At 53.8% G+C, this 13567-nt stretch carries 21 protein-coding genes; all 21 read left to right on the forward strand.

Annotated elements, in window-relative coordinates:
• Nucleotides 1–49: 49 nt before the first annotated feature.
• The 21 genes from CA948_RS13900 (at nt 50) to CA948_RS14000 (ending at nt 13544) form a co-directional block, all read left to right on the forward strand.
• A complete protein-coding gene (locus CA948_RS13900) occupies nt 50–688 on the forward strand; it encodes a transglutaminase-like cysteine peptidase (protein WP_395013983.1) in 639 nt (212 codons plus the stop codon).
• A 101-nt stretch (nt 689–789) separates the two neighbouring features.
• Complete coding sequence (locus CA948_RS13905) at nt 790–2730, forward strand: bifunctional diguanylate cyclase/phosphodiesterase (protein ID WP_108728327.1); 1941 nt, start codon at nt 790–792, stop codon at nt 2728–2730.
• A 278-nt stretch (nt 2731–3008) separates the two neighbouring features.
• Nucleotides 3009–3377 carry a 50S ribosomal protein L14 gene (gene rplN / locus CA948_RS13910; protein WP_003805375.1) on the forward strand — a complete coding sequence of 123 codons (369 nt, stop codon included), beginning with the start codon at nt 3009–3011 and terminating at the stop codon, nt 3375–3377.
• Nucleotides 3378–3391: 14 nt separating this feature from the next.
• Nucleotides 3392–3712 (forward strand): 50S ribosomal protein L24, encoded by a 321-nt coding sequence (gene rplX, locus CA948_RS13915; RefSeq protein WP_094198142.1) that lies wholly within the window; start codon nt 3392–3394, stop codon nt 3710–3712.
• Nucleotides 3713–3724: 12 nt separating this feature from the next.
• A complete protein-coding gene (rplE, locus tag CA948_RS13920; RefSeq protein WP_009459981.1) occupies nt 3725–4264 on the forward strand; it encodes a 50S ribosomal protein L5 in 540 nt (179 codons plus the stop codon).
• Nucleotides 4265–4274: 10 nt separating this feature from the next.
• Nucleotides 4275–4580: a 30S ribosomal protein S14 gene (rpsN, locus tag CA948_RS13925; protein ID WP_042489405.1), complete on the forward strand. Its 306-nt coding sequence runs from the start codon at nt 4275–4277 to the stop codon at nt 4578–4580.
• 11 nt (nt 4581–4591) lie between these two features.
• The gene (gene rpsH, locus CA948_RS13930; protein WP_094198141.1) at nt 4592–4987 is read left to right on the forward strand and encodes a 30S ribosomal protein S8; all 396 of its coding nucleotides are present in this window, start codon (nt 4592–4594) and stop codon (nt 4985–4987) included.
• A 12-nt stretch (nt 4988–4999) separates the two neighbouring features.
• Nucleotides 5000–5533, forward strand: a complete 534-nt coding sequence (rplF, locus tag CA948_RS13935) for a 50S ribosomal protein L6 (protein ID WP_108728328.1) — start codon at nt 5000–5002, stop codon at nt 5531–5533.
• A 21-nt stretch (nt 5534–5554) separates the two neighbouring features.
• Nucleotides 5555–5908, forward strand: coding sequence for a 50S ribosomal protein L18 (gene rplR / locus CA948_RS13940; protein ID WP_009459977.1), 354 nt, complete (start codon nt 5555–5557; stop codon nt 5906–5908).
• Nucleotides 5909–5920: 12 nt separating this feature from the next.
• On the forward strand, nt 5921–6442 hold the full coding sequence (rpsE, locus tag CA948_RS13945; RefSeq protein WP_003805367.1) for a 30S ribosomal protein S5: 522 nt from the start codon (nt 5921–5923) through the stop codon (nt 6440–6442).
• 3 nt (nt 6443–6445) lie between these two features.
• A complete protein-coding gene (gene rpmD / locus CA948_RS13950) occupies nt 6446–6631 on the forward strand; it encodes a 50S ribosomal protein L30 (RefSeq protein ID WP_003805366.1) in 186 nt (61 codons plus the stop codon).
• A gap of 11 nt (nt 6632–6642) precedes the next feature.
• Complete coding sequence (rplO, locus tag CA948_RS13955; RefSeq protein WP_094198139.1) at nt 6643–7083, forward strand: 50S ribosomal protein L15; 441 nt, start codon at nt 6643–6645, stop codon at nt 7081–7083.
• Nucleotides 7084–7095: 12 nt separating this feature from the next.
• Nucleotides 7096–8421 (forward strand): preprotein translocase subunit SecY, encoded by a 1326-nt coding sequence (gene secY, locus CA948_RS13960; RefSeq protein ID WP_003805363.1) that lies wholly within the window; start codon nt 7096–7098, stop codon nt 8419–8421.
• A gap of 9 nt (nt 8422–8430) precedes the next feature.
• On the forward strand, nt 8431–8649 hold the full coding sequence (infA, locus tag CA948_RS13965; RefSeq protein WP_003805361.1) for a translation initiation factor IF-1: 219 nt from the start codon (nt 8431–8433) through the stop codon (nt 8647–8649).
• Nucleotides 8650–8681: 32 nt separating this feature from the next.
• Nucleotides 8682–8795 carry a 50S ribosomal protein L36 gene (gene rpmJ, locus CA948_RS13970; RefSeq protein ID WP_003805360.1) on the forward strand — a complete coding sequence of 38 codons (114 nt, stop codon included), beginning with the start codon at nt 8682–8684 and terminating at the stop codon, nt 8793–8795.
• Between the two features lie 36 nt (nt 8796–8831).
• Nucleotides 8832–9197: a 30S ribosomal protein S13 gene (gene rpsM, locus CA948_RS13975; protein WP_003805346.1), complete on the forward strand. Its 366-nt coding sequence runs from the start codon at nt 8832–8834 to the stop codon at nt 9195–9197.
• Between the two features lie 14 nt (nt 9198–9211).
• Complete coding sequence (rpsK, locus tag CA948_RS13980) at nt 9212–9610, forward strand: 30S ribosomal protein S11 (protein ID WP_003805343.1); 399 nt, start codon at nt 9212–9214, stop codon at nt 9608–9610.
• 11 nt (nt 9611–9621) lie between these two features.
• Nucleotides 9622–10245 carry a 30S ribosomal protein S4 gene (rpsD, locus tag CA948_RS13985; RefSeq protein WP_094198138.1) on the forward strand — a complete coding sequence of 208 codons (624 nt, stop codon included), beginning with the start codon at nt 9622–9624 and terminating at the stop codon, nt 10243–10245.
• Nucleotides 10246–10397: 152 nt separating this feature from the next.
• The gene (locus CA948_RS13990; RefSeq protein WP_003805337.1) at nt 10398–11381 is read left to right on the forward strand and encodes a DNA-directed RNA polymerase subunit alpha; all 984 of its coding nucleotides are present in this window, start codon (nt 10398–10400) and stop codon (nt 11379–11381) included.
• A 203-nt stretch (nt 11382–11584) separates the two neighbouring features.
• Nucleotides 11585–11971 carry a 50S ribosomal protein L17 gene (rplQ, locus tag CA948_RS13995; RefSeq protein WP_003805334.1) on the forward strand — a complete coding sequence of 129 codons (387 nt, stop codon included), beginning with the start codon at nt 11585–11587 and terminating at the stop codon, nt 11969–11971.
• 487 nt (nt 11972–12458) lie between these two features.
• Nucleotides 12459–13544, forward strand: a complete 1086-nt coding sequence (locus tag CA948_RS14000) for an LLM class flavin-dependent oxidoreductase (RefSeq protein WP_094198137.1) — start codon at nt 12459–12461, stop codon at nt 13542–13544.
• Nucleotides 13545–13567 lie beyond the last annotated feature (23 nt).

The raw sequence follows: 13567 nt of genomic DNA on the forward strand, positions 1-13567 counted from the left end.
GCTCTTGTCTTTTGCCTGGCTACGCCTTTTTCTTCGATCTAGGGTTGCGCTGCTAGCGTTGATTGCGCTGCTTGTTTTGGTGTGGCTGCCTTTGTCGGTGCCAGCCTTGCAATTCGAGGCAAGCAAGATTCGCCAGACTGCCGTCTCCCGCTTTGGCGCCCGTGCTGGAAATGCTGTAGATCGCTGGATCGTTAACCTGGACTCCGCCCGCGGGCAAAGCGAGCGCCGCCAACTGGATGTCGTCAACGATTTCTGGAACGCGAATGCGATGGCTGGTGAGGATATTCACATCTGGGGGCAGTTGGATTATTGGGCAACACCGATTGAAACGCTGGGCAAAATGGCGGCCGATTGCGAGGATTTTGTGATTGGCAAATATTTTTCCTTGTTACACCTGGGTGTGCCCAATGAAAAATTAAGATTGATTTATGTACGGGCACAAGTAGGTGGCCAAAGTATTGCGCACATGGTGCTGGGCTACTACCCCACACCGCAGTCCGAGCCTTTATTGCTGGATAATTTAAGTGGCTCGATTCGTCCCGCCAGCCAGCGTCCTGATTTGACCCCCGTGTTCAGCTTCAATTCCCAAGGGGTGTATGTGGGTAACGCCCAGAAAGGTTCGGTAGACAGTATCAGCCGCTGGCGTGGTTTGCTGGAAAAAATGCGTAAGGAAGGGTTTGTTCCTTGATGATGTACCGGCCCCAGGGCTTGAACCCTGATCGGAAACAGCTCTCAGGACACCCTTGCTGGGTGGGCTAGACCAGAATTTATGGAATATACGGAAGCGTTATGTCTTTACTTAAACAGCTCCTGCTAAGTGTCTCGTGCGCGATTCTTGCTATCTTGATTGGCACGCTGTGGTTCAGCGTTGACTCGGCAAGGCAATACTTGAGCAGTCAGTTGCAGGCTCAGGGTGAGTCGGCCGCGACTTCGCTGGCCTTGACCTTGTCCCAACCCAGCAACCAGGATCCGGTGACCCAAGAGCTGCTGATTGCTGCTCTGTACGATACCGGGCAATTTGAGCGTATTCGTTTTGCTGACACCTCCGGTACGATCTTGGTGGAGCGTAGCACTCAACAAGAAAAGGAGCTCACTGGATCTTCGCCTGCGTGGTTTGCCAACTCCTTGCCGATTGAGGTGCCTGTGGCCTCGGCTCATGTCAGCAACGGCTGGAACCAGATCGGCACTATTGAGGTAAAACCCGCTGACGAATACGCCCGTGCCAGTTTGTGGAAAAGCTTTGTGCGCGTGACCTTGCTGGTATTGGGCGCTGGAATTGCCTGGTGTGTGTTTGTCTTGATGGTCATGGCCTGGTTGCGTCGTGCCTTGCGCGAACATGTGCAGTTCGAGTTGCAGCAGATGGATCAAAGTGAATCTGTACCCAGCCGCAAAAAAGTACGCACGATTCCCGAGCTGGAAGCCGTGACACATACCTTAAGCACCGTGCGAAGACGCATCCGTGTCAGTAGCCAGGAGCAAAACGCCCGAATCGAGCAACTGCAGTTGGAGTTGAACTGTGATCCGGTAACGGGCCTGGCTAACCGCAAATATTTCGTGAACCTGTTCCGTCAGGTTCTTCAGCAAGAAGAAGGTGGCCATGTGCTCCTGTTCCGTCAGCGGGACTTACTGCCATTGAATACGTCTTTGTCGCGGGATGCGGTGGATGCCTGGTTGACGTTGCTCACCCAGCGCTGTACTGAACTATTGCAGAAAAATGGCATGGACTCAGGCAATCTGGCCCGCCTGAATGGCTCTGACTTTATTGTGCTGCTCCAGGGCCAGACGGGTCCTCAGGTGATGGGTTTTGCGCAAGAGTTGCGTAACGCTTTGCAGGAACTGCGCCAGCCCCTGCCCGATGGCAGTCTGTGCCGCTGGTCGATGGCGATGACGAACTACGAAGGACAGGACACGCTTAGCGCCGTGATGACGCGTTTGGACAATGCGTTGATGCGTGCTGAAGGGGCAGGGCACCAGGAGGTGGAGTACCGTCCCTCCGAAGGCGTCCATTCCGAGGCGGGATCGTCCATTGGCGAGCAGGAATGGCATTCGCGTATTGAGCGCGGTCTGGAGCAAGGCCGCATTGAGTTGAATGTGAAACCGGGCGTCGAGGTGTGGGGTCAGGCTGGTCAGATTTACGATGCAACCTTGAATTTGTTGCCTGAGCAGCAAGGTCAGGCCAGTTTACCGGCCTATTTATTCATTCCGGTGGCGGTGCGTCTGGGTCTGTCAGGGCTGTGTGACTTGCGCACGATGGAACTGGCGAGTGACTGGCTGGCCAGCAATGAGGGCAGTTTGAGTGTTCGCGTCTCCTGGGCCTCGGTGATCAAGCCCGGCTTTGCGGATCAGGTGGCCGAGGTTCTGGCCAAAGCTGGTGACAAGGCTCAACGTTTGATTATTGAACTGGATGCTTACTGTCTGAGCGAATACGATGTCGAAACGGTCGCTTTTGTGGATACATTGCGTCCCTTGGGTGTGCAATTTGGTCTGCGTCGTGTTCTGGAACAGCCCGAATCGATTCTGTGGCTCCATGTGATGGCGCTCAAATATATTGTCCTGGACGATGAGCGAGCCCAAACTTTGCAGACTGAAGTGGGAGGACGGCACTTGCTGACCGCGTTCCTGCAAAGCCTGCGGGAGTTGGGGATTGGTTTGCGGCGGGTAACGCGAACCAGCAATAGCGCCCAGTTGGATGCGTTGTTGCGCGAAAACGCCGTCACGCCAAGGCCTTAGCAAATAAATCCTTGTTTTTCTGGGGCTTATTTGCTAGTATATGTGGCTTACCTCTTTATTTTGACCGGAGAGGCTTAGACGCCTATCCGGATTGAAGTTGGTAATACAACGTTTTGTCTCTCGCAAGATTTCAACCTAGGGTTCGGCTTGCCGGACCAGATCGAGATCGGGTTTACGGTATCGAACTGGCTGGATCCGAATCTGACGGGACCAAAACTGGTTGTGTGACCCAGTCATTTTGGCTGGATCGTTGCAATTAAGTTGGAACAGGAAAAATCATGATTCAAATGCAGACCACGCTGGACGTGGCCGACAACACAGGTGCGCGTTCCGTAATGTGCATCAAGGTGCTGGGCGGCTCGAAGCGCCGTTATGCCGCAATTGGTGACATCATCAAAGTTACCGTTAAAGAAGCGGCCCCGCGCGGACGCGTCAAAAAAGGCGAAATCTACAACGCTGTAGTGGTTCGTACCGCTAAGGGCGTGCGCCGTAAAGACGGTTCGCTGATTCGTTTCGGTGGCAATGCCGCCGTATTGCTCAATGCCAAGCTGGAACCCATCGGCACCCGTATCTTCGGACCCGTTACGCGTGAACTGCGTACCGAGAAGTTCATGAAGATCGTGTCCTTGGCTCCCGAAGTGCTGTAAGGAGCGCGAAAAAAATGCAAAAAATTCGTAAAGGCGACGAAGTTATTGTGCTGACTGGCCGTGATAAAAAACGCCGTGGCACAGTGCTGCAACGCGTCGATGCAGACCACGTTATCGTGGAAGGCATCAACGTAGTCAAAAAACACGTTAAAGCCAATCCTATGGCTGGCACGCAGGGTGGTATTGTCGATAAGACCATGCCTATCCACATCTCGAACGTTGCGCTGTTCAATCCAGAAACCGGCAAGGGCGACCGTGTTGGTATCCAGGTGATCGACGGCGAGAAAACGCGTGTTTATCGTTCCAGCGGCAAGGCCGTTGGCGCCAAGGCTTAAGGGGCGGATAACATGGCACGTTTACAAGAGTTCTACCGCGAAAAAGTGGTTGCCGACCTGCAAAAGCAGTTCGAGTACAAGAGCATCATGGAAGTACCCCGCATCACCAAGATCACTCTGAACATGGGTGTCTCGGAAGCGGTTGCTGACAAGAAGATTATCGAGAATGCGGTATCGGACATGACCAAAATTGCTGGTCAAAAGCCCGTTATCACGAAAACCCGCAAAGCTATTGCCGGTTTCAAGATTCGCGAAGATTACCCGATCGGTTGTATGGTGACCCTGCGCGGTCAACGCATGTACGAATTCCTGGATCGTCTGGTCGCTGTGGCTCTGCCACGCGTTCGTGACTTCCGTGGTGTGTCGGGTCGTGCGTTTGACGGCCGTGGCAACTACAACATGGGGGTTAAAGAGCAAATCATTTTCCCTGAAATCGAGTACGACAAAATCGACGCAGTGCGTGGTCTGAACATCAGCATCACTACTTCTGCCAAGACGGACGAAGAGGCCAAGGCGCTGCTTAGCGCGTTCAGCTTCCCGTTCCGCAACTAAGGGGCGCAACGTGGCTAAACTTTCCCTCATCAATCGCGACATCAAGCGCGCCAAGCTGGCTGAGAAATTCGCCGCCAAGCGTGCAGCACTGAAAGCGACTATTGACGACCAGTCCAAGTCTGACGAAGAGCGCTACGAGGCTCGTTTGCAGTTGCAACAATTGCCACGCAACGCGAACCCGACCCGTCAACGCAACCGCTGCGTTATCACCGGTCGCCCTCGTGGTGTTTTCAAGAAATTCGGTTTGACTCGCCATAAAGTGCGCGAAATGGCAATGCGCGGCGAGATCCCCGGTATGACCAAGGCCAGCTGGTAGGAGAAATACACATGAGCATGAGCGATCCAATCGCCGATATGTTGACCCGCGTGCGTAACGCGCAAATGGTCAACAAGACATCGGTTAGCATGCCCTCCTCGAAGCTGAAAGCAGCTATTGCTGCTGTGCTGAAAGACGAAGGCTACATCGAAGATTTCCGCATCGTTGGCGAAAAAGCCAAGCCAGAGCTGGAAGTCACCCTGAAATACTATGCCGGCCAGCCAGTCATCGAGCGCATCGACCGCGTTTCGCGTCCTGGACTGCGCATCTACAAAGGCAGCACAAGCATCCCTCAAGTCATGAACGGCTTGGGTGTTGCCATCGTGTCCACGTCTCGCGGCGTGATGACCGATCGCAAGGCGCGTGCAGCTGGCGTCGGTGGCGAAGTGCTGTGCTACGTGGCATAAGGAGAACATCATATGTCACGTATCGCTAAGTATCCCGTTTCCCTGCCCAAGGGCGTAGAAACGACTATTGCCGCTGATCAGATCACGGTCAAAGGCCCTCTGGGCACTTTGGTTCAAACTCTGACTGGCGACGTCACCATTGAACTTCAAGACGGTCAGCTGTCTTTTGCTGCTGCGAACGAAACTCGTCACGCAAACGCAATGTCCGGCACCGTGCGCCAACTGGTCAACAACATGGTTGTTGGCGTGAGCGCCGGTTTCGAACGCAAGCTGAGTCTGGTTGGCGTGGGTTTCCGTGCCTCCGTCCAGGGTAATGCCTTGAAGTTGCAACTGGGTTTCTCGCACGACATCGTGCACGACCTGCCTGAAGGCGTCAAAGCCGAGTGCCCAACTCCGACGGAAGTCGTGATCAAGGGTTCGAACAAGCAGGTGGTTGGTCAGGTTGCCGCTGAAATTCGTGGCTATCGTCCACCAGAGCCTTACAAAGGCAAGGGTGTACGTTATGTCGGCGAACGCGTCATCCTCAAGGAAACCAAGAAGAAATAAGCCCGCAGGCAAGGACGAATCATGGACAAGAAACAATCCCGTATGCGTCGTGCAGTGGCTACTCGCCGCAAGATCGCCGAACTGCGCGTACACCGCCTGTCGGTGCATCGCACGAATACGCATATTTACGCGAGCATCATCTCGCCCGAAGGCGACCGCGTTCTGGTCAGTGCTTCCACTGTCGAGACCGAAGTTCGCAAAGAATTGGCCGTTGGCAGCAACGTAGCGGCAGCCAGCCTGGTTGGCAAGCGCGTCGCCGAAAAGGCGAAGGCTGCGGGCATCGAGACGGTTGCTTTTGACCGCTCGGGCTTCCGTTACCATGGCCGCGTGAAAGCGCTGGCCGAGGCCGCGCGTGAAGCCGGCTTGAAATTCTAAAGGAATTATCAAATGGCTAAAGCACAAGGCAGACAGGCTCCAGAGCAAGAGCGCGATGACGGCCTGAAAGAAAAGATGATTGCGGTCAACCGCGTCAGCAAAGTCGTTAAAGGTGGTCGCACCATGAGCTTTGCTTCGCTGGCCGTAGTCGGTGATGGCGATGGTCGTATCGGCATGGGTAAGGGCAAAGCCCGCGAAGTACCCGTTGCTGTTCAAAAGGCAATGGAACAGGCCCGTCGCGGTCTGATCAAAGTGCCTCTGAAAAACGGCACTTTGCATCACACCGTAGTGGGTAAGCACGGTGCAGCTACCGTTCTGATCTCGCCCGCCGCTGAAGGTACTGGCGTTATCGCCGGTGGCCCAATGCGCGCTATCTTCGAAGTGATGGGCGTGCGCAACGTCGTAGCCAAGAGCCTGGGTTCCAGCAACCCATACAACATGGTTCGCGCTACTTTGAACGGCTTGCGTGCTTGCTCGACACCGGCTGACATTGCTGCCAAGCGCGGCAAGACAGTTGAAGAAATTCTGGGGTAAGTCATGGCACAGAAACAAATCAAAGTTACGTTGGTGCGTTCGGTCATCGGTACTAAGCAAAGCCACCGCGACACCGTTCGCGGCCTGGGTCTGCGCCGAGTCAACACCAGCCGTGTATTGGTTGATACTCCTGAGGTTCGTGGGATGATCCGCAAGGTGGATTATCTGGTTACGGTCTCGGAAGCCTGAAAGGAATCGGGATGTCTGAATTGCAATTGAACAATCTCAAGCCCGCCGCTGGCGCCAAACACGCAGCACGTCGTGTTGGTCGCGGTGTCGGTTCCGGCTTGGGCAAAACCGGCGGACGTGGTCATAAAGGCCAAAAATCCCGCTCGGGTGGTTTTCATAAAGTCGGTTTCGAAGGCGGTCAAATGCCTTTGCAACGTCGTTTGCCCAAGCGTGGTTTCACCACCCTGGACGACCACCTGTACGCAGAAGTACGTCTGTCCGAACTGCAAAAAATGGATGCCGAAGTTATCGACGTCCAGGCACTGAAGCAGGCTGGCGTGGTTGGCCAAATGGTGCGTTACGCTAAAGTCATCAAGTCCGGTGAACTTTCCCGTAAAGTTGCGCTGAAAGGCATTAATGCAACGGCCGGCGCTCGCGCCGTGATCGAAGCAGCCGGCGGCTCGCTGGAATAAAAAGGGGTCACGGTGGCAAAAGCTCAGGCACAGAGTAAGTCGGGTCCGCGCTACGGCGATTTGAAACGTCGTCTCGTTTTCCTGTTGCTCGCCCTGATTGTCTACCGCTTGGGTACGCACATTCCGGTACCAGGCATCAATCCTGATGCCTTGTCCGAACTGTTTACTCAAAACCAGAGTGGTATTCTGGGTTTGTTTAACATGTTCTCCGGTGGTGCTTTAGAGCGATTCTCAGTGTTCGCACTGGGAATCATGCCCTACATCTCTGCGTCCATCATCATGCAATTGATGACCGCTGTGGTGCCCACGCTGGAAGCAATCAAGAAAGAGGGTGAGTCGGGTCGTCGCAAGATCACGCAATACACCCGTTACGGAACGGTCTTTTTGGCTTTGTTCCAGGGAGTTGGGATTTCCATCGCTCTAGAATCGCAGCCCGGTCTGGTTATCGACCCAGGGATGCTGTTTCGCTTCACGACAGTGGTAACACTGGTCACTGGCACCATGTTCGTCATGTGGCTGGGTGAACAAATCACTGAACGTGGATTGGGTAATGGTATTTCCATCCTGATCTTCGCCGGTATCGTAGCGGGTTTGCCCAATGCTTTGGGCGGCATGCTTGATCTGGTGCGTACGGATTCCATGTCGATTCTATCGGCACTGTTTATCCTCGTTTTAGTAGCCGCCGTCACGTACTTCGTCGTCTTTGTCGAGCGTGGTCAGCGTCGTATTACGGTCAACTACGCCAAACGGCAAGTAGGTAACCGTATCTATGGTGGTCAAAGCTCGCATTTGCCGCTGAAACTGAACATGGCTGGCGTGATCCCTCCGATCTTCGCTTCGTCCATTATTCTGTTGCCAGCGACAATTGCTAATTGGTTCTCCAGCACACCCGGTCTGGGTTGGTTGCGTGAAATCGAGGCTGCTTTGTCGCCGCGTCAGCCGCTTTACATTACTTTGTTCTCCGCGCTGATCATTTTGTTCTGCTTTTTCTACACGGCCCTGGTGTTTAACAGCCGCGAAACTGCAGACAACCTGAAAAAGAGTGGAGCTTTCGTACCAGGTATTCGTCCCGGTGATCAGACAGCGCGTTATATCGACAAGATCTTGATGCGTTTGACATTGGCCGGTGCGATCTACATTACCTTGGTGTGTCTGGTCCCAGAGTTCTTGCAAATGCGCTGGAATGTACCGTTTTATTTTGGCGGCACTTCCTTGCTGATTATTGTTGTAGTAACCATGGACTTCATGGCGCAGGCTCAGGCCTATGTCATGTCACAACAATATGACTCGCTGCTCAAGAAGGCTAACTTCAAAGGCTCGAGCTTGCCGATGCGGTAATTCACGAAAATGGCAAAGGACGACGTCATTCAAATGCAGGGACAGGTTCTTGAGAACCTTCCCAACGCAACTTTTCGCGTCAAGCTGGAAAATGGTCACGTAGTGCTCGGATACATTTCAGGCAAAATGCGTATGCACTATATCCGGATTCTGCCGGGCGATAAGGTCACTGTGGAGCTCACGCCCTATGATCTATCCCGAGCACGAATTGTGTTCCGCTCCAAATAAGCGGCCGGTTACAGGAAACTAGGAGTCAAACCATGAAGGTAATGGCATCAGTAAAGCGGATCTGCCGCAACTGCAAAATCATTAAACGTCATGGCGTGGTGCGTGTCATCTGCACCGATCCACGTCATAAGCAGCGTCAAGGCTAAGTTGCCGAAACGCAACCGATTTAACAAGGAATAACCATGGCCCGTATTGCCGGCATTAACATCCCGCCGCATCAACACGCCGAAATCGGTCTTACCGCGATTTTCGGCATCGGTCGCACCCGCGCTCGCAAGATTTGCGAAGCATCGGGTATTGAATACTCCAAGAAGGTCAAAGATCTGACCGACGCGGAACTCGAGCGCATTCGCGAACAGATCGGCTTGTTCACTGTAGAAGGTGACCTGCGTCGTGAAGTTCAGCTCTCGATCAAGCGTTTGGCTGACTTGGGAACTTACCGTGGCATGCGTCATCGTCGCGGTCTGCCAGTGCGCGGCCAACGTACACGCACTAACGCTCGCACCCGTAAAGGTCCGCGTCGTGCCGCCGCGTCCCTGAAGAAATAATCGAGGAATAGAAGATGGCCAAAGCTTCTAGCAGCGCTTCACGCGCACGCAAGAAAGTCAAAAAAAGCGTGTCGGACGGGATTGCTCACGTCCACGCTTCTTTTAACAACACGATCATCACCATTACTGACCGTCAGGGCAACGCATTGTCCTGGGCTACGTCGGGTGGCGCGGGCTTTAAAGGCTCTCGTAAATCCACGCCGTTTGCCGCGCAGGTTGCCGCTGAAACAGCCGGCCGTACTGCCATGGAATACGGTATTAAAAATCTTGAAGTTCGCATCAAGGGCCCCGGTCCAGGCCGTGAATCGTCTGTGCGTGCTCTGAATGCTCTGGGTATCAAGATCACCAGCATTGCAGACATCACACCGGTTCCGCATAACGGCTGCCGTCCGCCCAAGCGTCGTCGCATCTAAGGGGAAGCGAAGTGGCTCGTTATATTGGACCAAAATGCAAGCTCTCGCGTCGCGAGGGTACCGATCTGTTTTTGAAGAGCGCCCGTCGCTCGCTGGATTCCAAGTGCAAACTGGAATCGCGTCCTGGTCAGCACGGCCGCACCTCCGGTGCTCGTACGTCTGACTTCGGTCTGCAGCTGCGCGAAAAGCAAAAGCTCAAGCGTATGTACGGCGTGCTGGAAAAGCAGTTCCGCAAATACTACGTTGAAGCTGACCGCCGCCGTGGCAACACCGGTGAAACGCTGATTCAATTGTTGGAATCGCGTCTGGACAACGTGGTTTACCGCATGGGTTTCGGCTCTACACGTGCTGAAGCTCGCCAGCTGGTTAACCACCGTGCTATCGAAGTCAACGGTCATACCGCTGACATCGCTTCCATGCTGATCAAGGCTGGTGACGTTGTTGCCGTCCGCGAAAAAGCTAAATCCCAAGGCCGTATCAAGGAATCCCTGGATCTGGCAACTGGCATTGGCTTGCCTCAGTGGGTGGAAGTTGACGCTGCCAAGCTGTCCGGCGTCTTCAAGCAAGTTCCCGATCGCGCTGACGTCGCTCAAGACGTTAACGAATCGCTGGTTGTTGAGTTGTACTCGCGTTAATCTTTTACGCGAAGACCGCTTACACAATGCAGTAAAGCAAGCCCACTTCCCGTTTTTCGGCAAGTGGGCTTTGCGATACTTTCTGCTGGCTTAGGCCAGTTTCCGTCAGCCTTATCGGTGTAACGAGCCGAGGGTATTGAAAAGGAAATCGAATGTCTCAAGGTTTTTTGAAACCCCGTTCCATTGAAGTCGAACCAATCAGCAAAAATCACGCCAAGGTGATCATGGAGCCTTTCGAGCGCGGCTACGGCCACACTCTGGGCAACGCACTGCGTCGTATTTTGCTGTCCTCCATGACCGGCTATGCACCGACTGAAGTGCAGATCACCGGTGTGGTGCACGAATACTCCACACTGCCAGGTGTGGGTGAGGACGTGGTTGATATCTTGATGAACCTCAAGGGCGTGGTATTCAAGCTGCATAGCCGTGAAGAAGTTACCCTGATCCTGCGCAAAGAAGGCGCCGGCCAGGTTTTGGCTAGCGACATCGAATTGCCGCACGACGTTGAAATCATCAACCCCAATCATGTGATTGCCACCTTGACCGATGACGGCAAGCTGGAAATGCAGATCAAGGTTGAGCAAGGCCGTGGCTACGTGCCTGGTAACGTTCGTGCTCTGGCTGATGACCGCACCCACACGATCGGTCGTATCGTGCTGGACGCGTCCTACAGCCCTGTGCGTCGTGTTAGCTACGCGGTCGAAAACGCCCGTGTGGAACAGCGTACTGACCTGGACAAGCTGGTTCTGGACATCGAAACCAACGGCGTGATCTCGCCCGAGGAAGCTGTTCGCCAGTCCGCTCGCATCCTGATGGATCAAATCTCCGTGTTTGCTGCTCTGGAAGGTGTGGGCGATGCCTACGAAGCTCCAGTACGTGGCGCACCACAGATCGATCCTGTGTTGTTGCGTCCTGTCGACGATCTGGAATTGACCGTTCGTTCCGCAAACTGCCTGAAAGCCGAAAATATCTACTACATCGGCGATCTGATCCAGCGTACCGAAAACGAACTGTTGAAGACTCCAAACCTGGGCCGCAAGTCCTTGAACGAAATCAAGGAAGTGTTGGCTGCACGTGGTCTGACTTTGGGCATGAAGCTCGAAAACTGGCCACCACTGGGTCTTGAGCGTCCATAAGTAGTCAGCAAGACAGACGTTTCTTGGACGCCACTTACACTTTTTCTGGTGTTGTACACCTGCAAAAAGTGTGAGTGGCGGCTGAAAATGTGCTATTGTTTTGCGCTGTCCATCTGGTCCGCAGCCTAGCTGATAGAAGAACCAGATTTACGCATGCCGCATAAGCGGCGTGCCAATTAGATTCATTATTTAGGAAAATCATCATGCGTCACCGTCACGGTCTACGTAAACTGAATCGTACCAGCAGCCACCGTTTGGCCATGTTCCGCAACATGTCCGTGTCCCTGCTGACTCACGAAGCCATCAAAACCACACTGCCTAAAGCTAAAGAGCTGCGTCGCGTGGTTGAGCCCCTGATCACTTTGGCTAAAAACCCAACCTTGGCAAACCGTCGTCTGGCTTTCGCCCGTCTGCGCGACCGCGATGCAGTGACCAAGCTGTTTGAAGTTTTCGGCCCACGTTACCAAGAGCGTAACGGCGGCTACACCCGCATCCTGAAAATGGGTTTCCGTCAGGGTGACAATGCTCCTATGGCATTCATGGAGCTGGTGGATCGTCCAGAAGTTCAGGAAGAAGCCGCTGCTGAATAAGCGCCGCTTGTTTCTCTCGTAGTATTGAAAACGGACTCTCAGGAGTCCGTTTTTTTATTGGCGGCGGTATGGTCTTGTTCATCAAGGGCTAGGCGTTTTTGGAAAGGTCCTAACCTTGTTGCTGCTGATCTTGTTTCTCACCTTCGTTTTGCCTGCTCCCCAGGCCGGGTGCCAAGCCTACCCCTTATATAGGTCCAAGCGCGGGTTTGAGCCAGAATGTGGGCTCCATTCAGCACAGTGAAAAGGCGTAAAGCAGGGTGCTTTGACTGTTAAAAACAGCTCAAAAAAAACAACAAGGCGCTGTTATATAAGGGTTTTTACTAAGTTTTCTGACCTGTAGAGCTTTAAAGTTCAAATAATTGCAGGCATTTGATAAAAGCGGCAGTGATCCGATAGTGGGCCTTAGGGCCGCTCCCTAAAATCTGCGCTATGTCAGCTTCGCCATGGTGGTGAGCTGTAAAGAACAACGATTTTCAGGAGACTGGCGATGGCACAGAATACATTGCTCACACACGATAAGTTTCTGCTGGGAACCTTTGCCACCAATTGCGGTGGTGGCATGACGGTATCAACCTTGCCCGATCGCTGGCAGGCTACGTGGGAAAACAATCTGAAGCTGGGCAAGCTGCTGGACGATGCCGGTATTGACTTCATGTTGCCTATCGCCCGTTGGATTGGTTACGGTGGCGAAACCGATTTCCACGGTTACGTGCTGGAAACCGTCACCTGGGCGACTGCCTTGCTGGCCAATACTCGCAATATCAGCGTGTTTGCCACTGTGCACACGGTTGCTAACCACCCTGTGGTGATTGCCAAGCAGCTCGCCACCATGGCCCAGATGAGCGGCAACCGGGTCGGTTTGAATATCGTGGCCGGCTGGAACAAGCCTGAGTATGACGCTTTGGGTGTGAAGCTGCCTGATGATCATGAAACCCGTTACGGCTATGCGCAAGAATGGTTCGACCTGATCAAGAAAATCTGGCACCACGATGGCCGTTTCGATTGGGATGGAAAGTACTTCCAGGCCAAAGGGGTCTACGGCAATCCTCGTCCTGAATTTGATCCGCCTATCTTTAACGCTGCCGGTTCAGGTCAAGGCCGTGAGTTTGCCAGTCGTAATGCCAACTTCCTGTTCACGCCCGCCATGGAGCTGGAGCGCTCCAGGAAAGAAGTGGCCGAGCTCAAGGCGCAGGGCCAAGCGCAAGGTCGCAAAGTCGATGTGATGACCTTCTCGCACGTTGTGTGTCGTCCTACGCAAGCCGAGGCCCAGGCCGAGTGGGAACGCATCATGGCCAATATCGACAATGGTGCCGTGGATAATTTGATGAATTTGCAGTTTGCCCACGCTCATTCTTTCCCGCACGAGCTGCTGGAGCAAATCCGTGAACGCATGGCGGCGGGCCACGGTGGTTTCCCGCTGGTGGGTACACCCGAGCAAGTGGCTGACGGTTTGTGTGCTCTGCACGAAGCCGGTTTCCGGGGAACAACCTTGTCCTTTGTGGACTATGTAAAGGAATTCCCTTATTTCCGTGATACTGTGCTGCCTTTGTTGCAGCAGCGTGGCATTCGCTAAGAGCGATTTTCTGGCTATCGGGC

The sequence above is a fragment of the Alcaligenes aquatilis genome, from assembly GCF_003076515.1.
Taxonomy (GTDB): domain Bacteria; phylum Pseudomonadota; class Gammaproteobacteria; order Burkholderiales; family Burkholderiaceae_B; genus Alcaligenes; species Alcaligenes aquatilis.

Bases quoted from the DNA above. Each gene is read 5' to 3' on its own strand.
- CA948_RS13905 (WP_108728327.1), top strand. From the start codon at position 790: ATGTCTTTACTTAAACAGCTCCTGCTAAGTGTCTCGTGCGCGATTCTT.
- rplN (WP_003805375.1), top strand. From the start codon at position 3,009: ATGATTCAAATGCAGACCACGCTGGACGTGGCCGACAACACAGGTGCG.
- rplX (WP_094198142.1), top strand. From the start codon at position 3,392: ATGCAAAAAATTCGTAAAGGCGACGAAGTTATTGTGCTGACTGGCCGT.
- rplE (WP_009459981.1), top strand. From the start codon at position 3,725: ATGGCACGTTTACAAGAGTTCTACCGCGAAAAAGTGGTTGCCGACCTG.
- rpsH (WP_094198141.1), top strand. From the start codon at position 4,592: ATGAGCATGAGCGATCCAATCGCCGATATGTTGACCCGCGTGCGTAAC.
- rplF (WP_108728328.1), top strand. From the start codon at position 5,000: ATGTCACGTATCGCTAAGTATCCCGTTTCCCTGCCCAAGGGCGTAGAA.
- rplR (WP_009459977.1), top strand. From the start codon at position 5,555: ATGGACAAGAAACAATCCCGTATGCGTCGTGCAGTGGCTACTCGCCGC.
- rpsE (WP_003805367.1), top strand. From the start codon at position 5,921: ATGGCTAAAGCACAAGGCAGACAGGCTCCAGAGCAAGAGCGCGATGAC.
- rpmD (WP_003805366.1), top strand. From the start codon at position 6,446: ATGGCACAGAAACAAATCAAAGTTACGTTGGTGCGTTCGGTCATCGGT.
- rplO (WP_094198139.1), top strand. From the start codon at position 6,643: ATGTCTGAATTGCAATTGAACAATCTCAAGCCCGCCGCTGGCGCCAAA.
- infA (WP_003805361.1), top strand. From the start codon at position 8,431: ATGGCAAAGGACGACGTCATTCAAATGCAGGGACAGGTTCTTGAGAAC.
- rpmJ (WP_003805360.1), top strand. From the start codon at position 8,682: ATGAAGGTAATGGCATCAGTAAAGCGGATCTGCCGCAACTGCAAAATC.
- rpsM (WP_003805346.1), top strand. From the start codon at position 8,832: ATGGCCCGTATTGCCGGCATTAACATCCCGCCGCATCAACACGCCGAA.
- rpsK (WP_003805343.1), top strand. From the start codon at position 9,212: ATGGCCAAAGCTTCTAGCAGCGCTTCACGCGCACGCAAGAAAGTCAAA.
- CA948_RS13990 (WP_003805337.1), top strand. From the start codon at position 10,398: ATGTCTCAAGGTTTTTTGAAACCCCGTTCCATTGAAGTCGAACCAATC.
- rplQ (WP_003805334.1), top strand. From the start codon at position 11,585: ATGCGTCACCGTCACGGTCTACGTAAACTGAATCGTACCAGCAGCCAC.
- CA948_RS14000 (WP_094198137.1), top strand. From the start codon at position 12,459: ATGGCACAGAATACATTGCTCACACACGATAAGTTTCTGCTGGGAACC.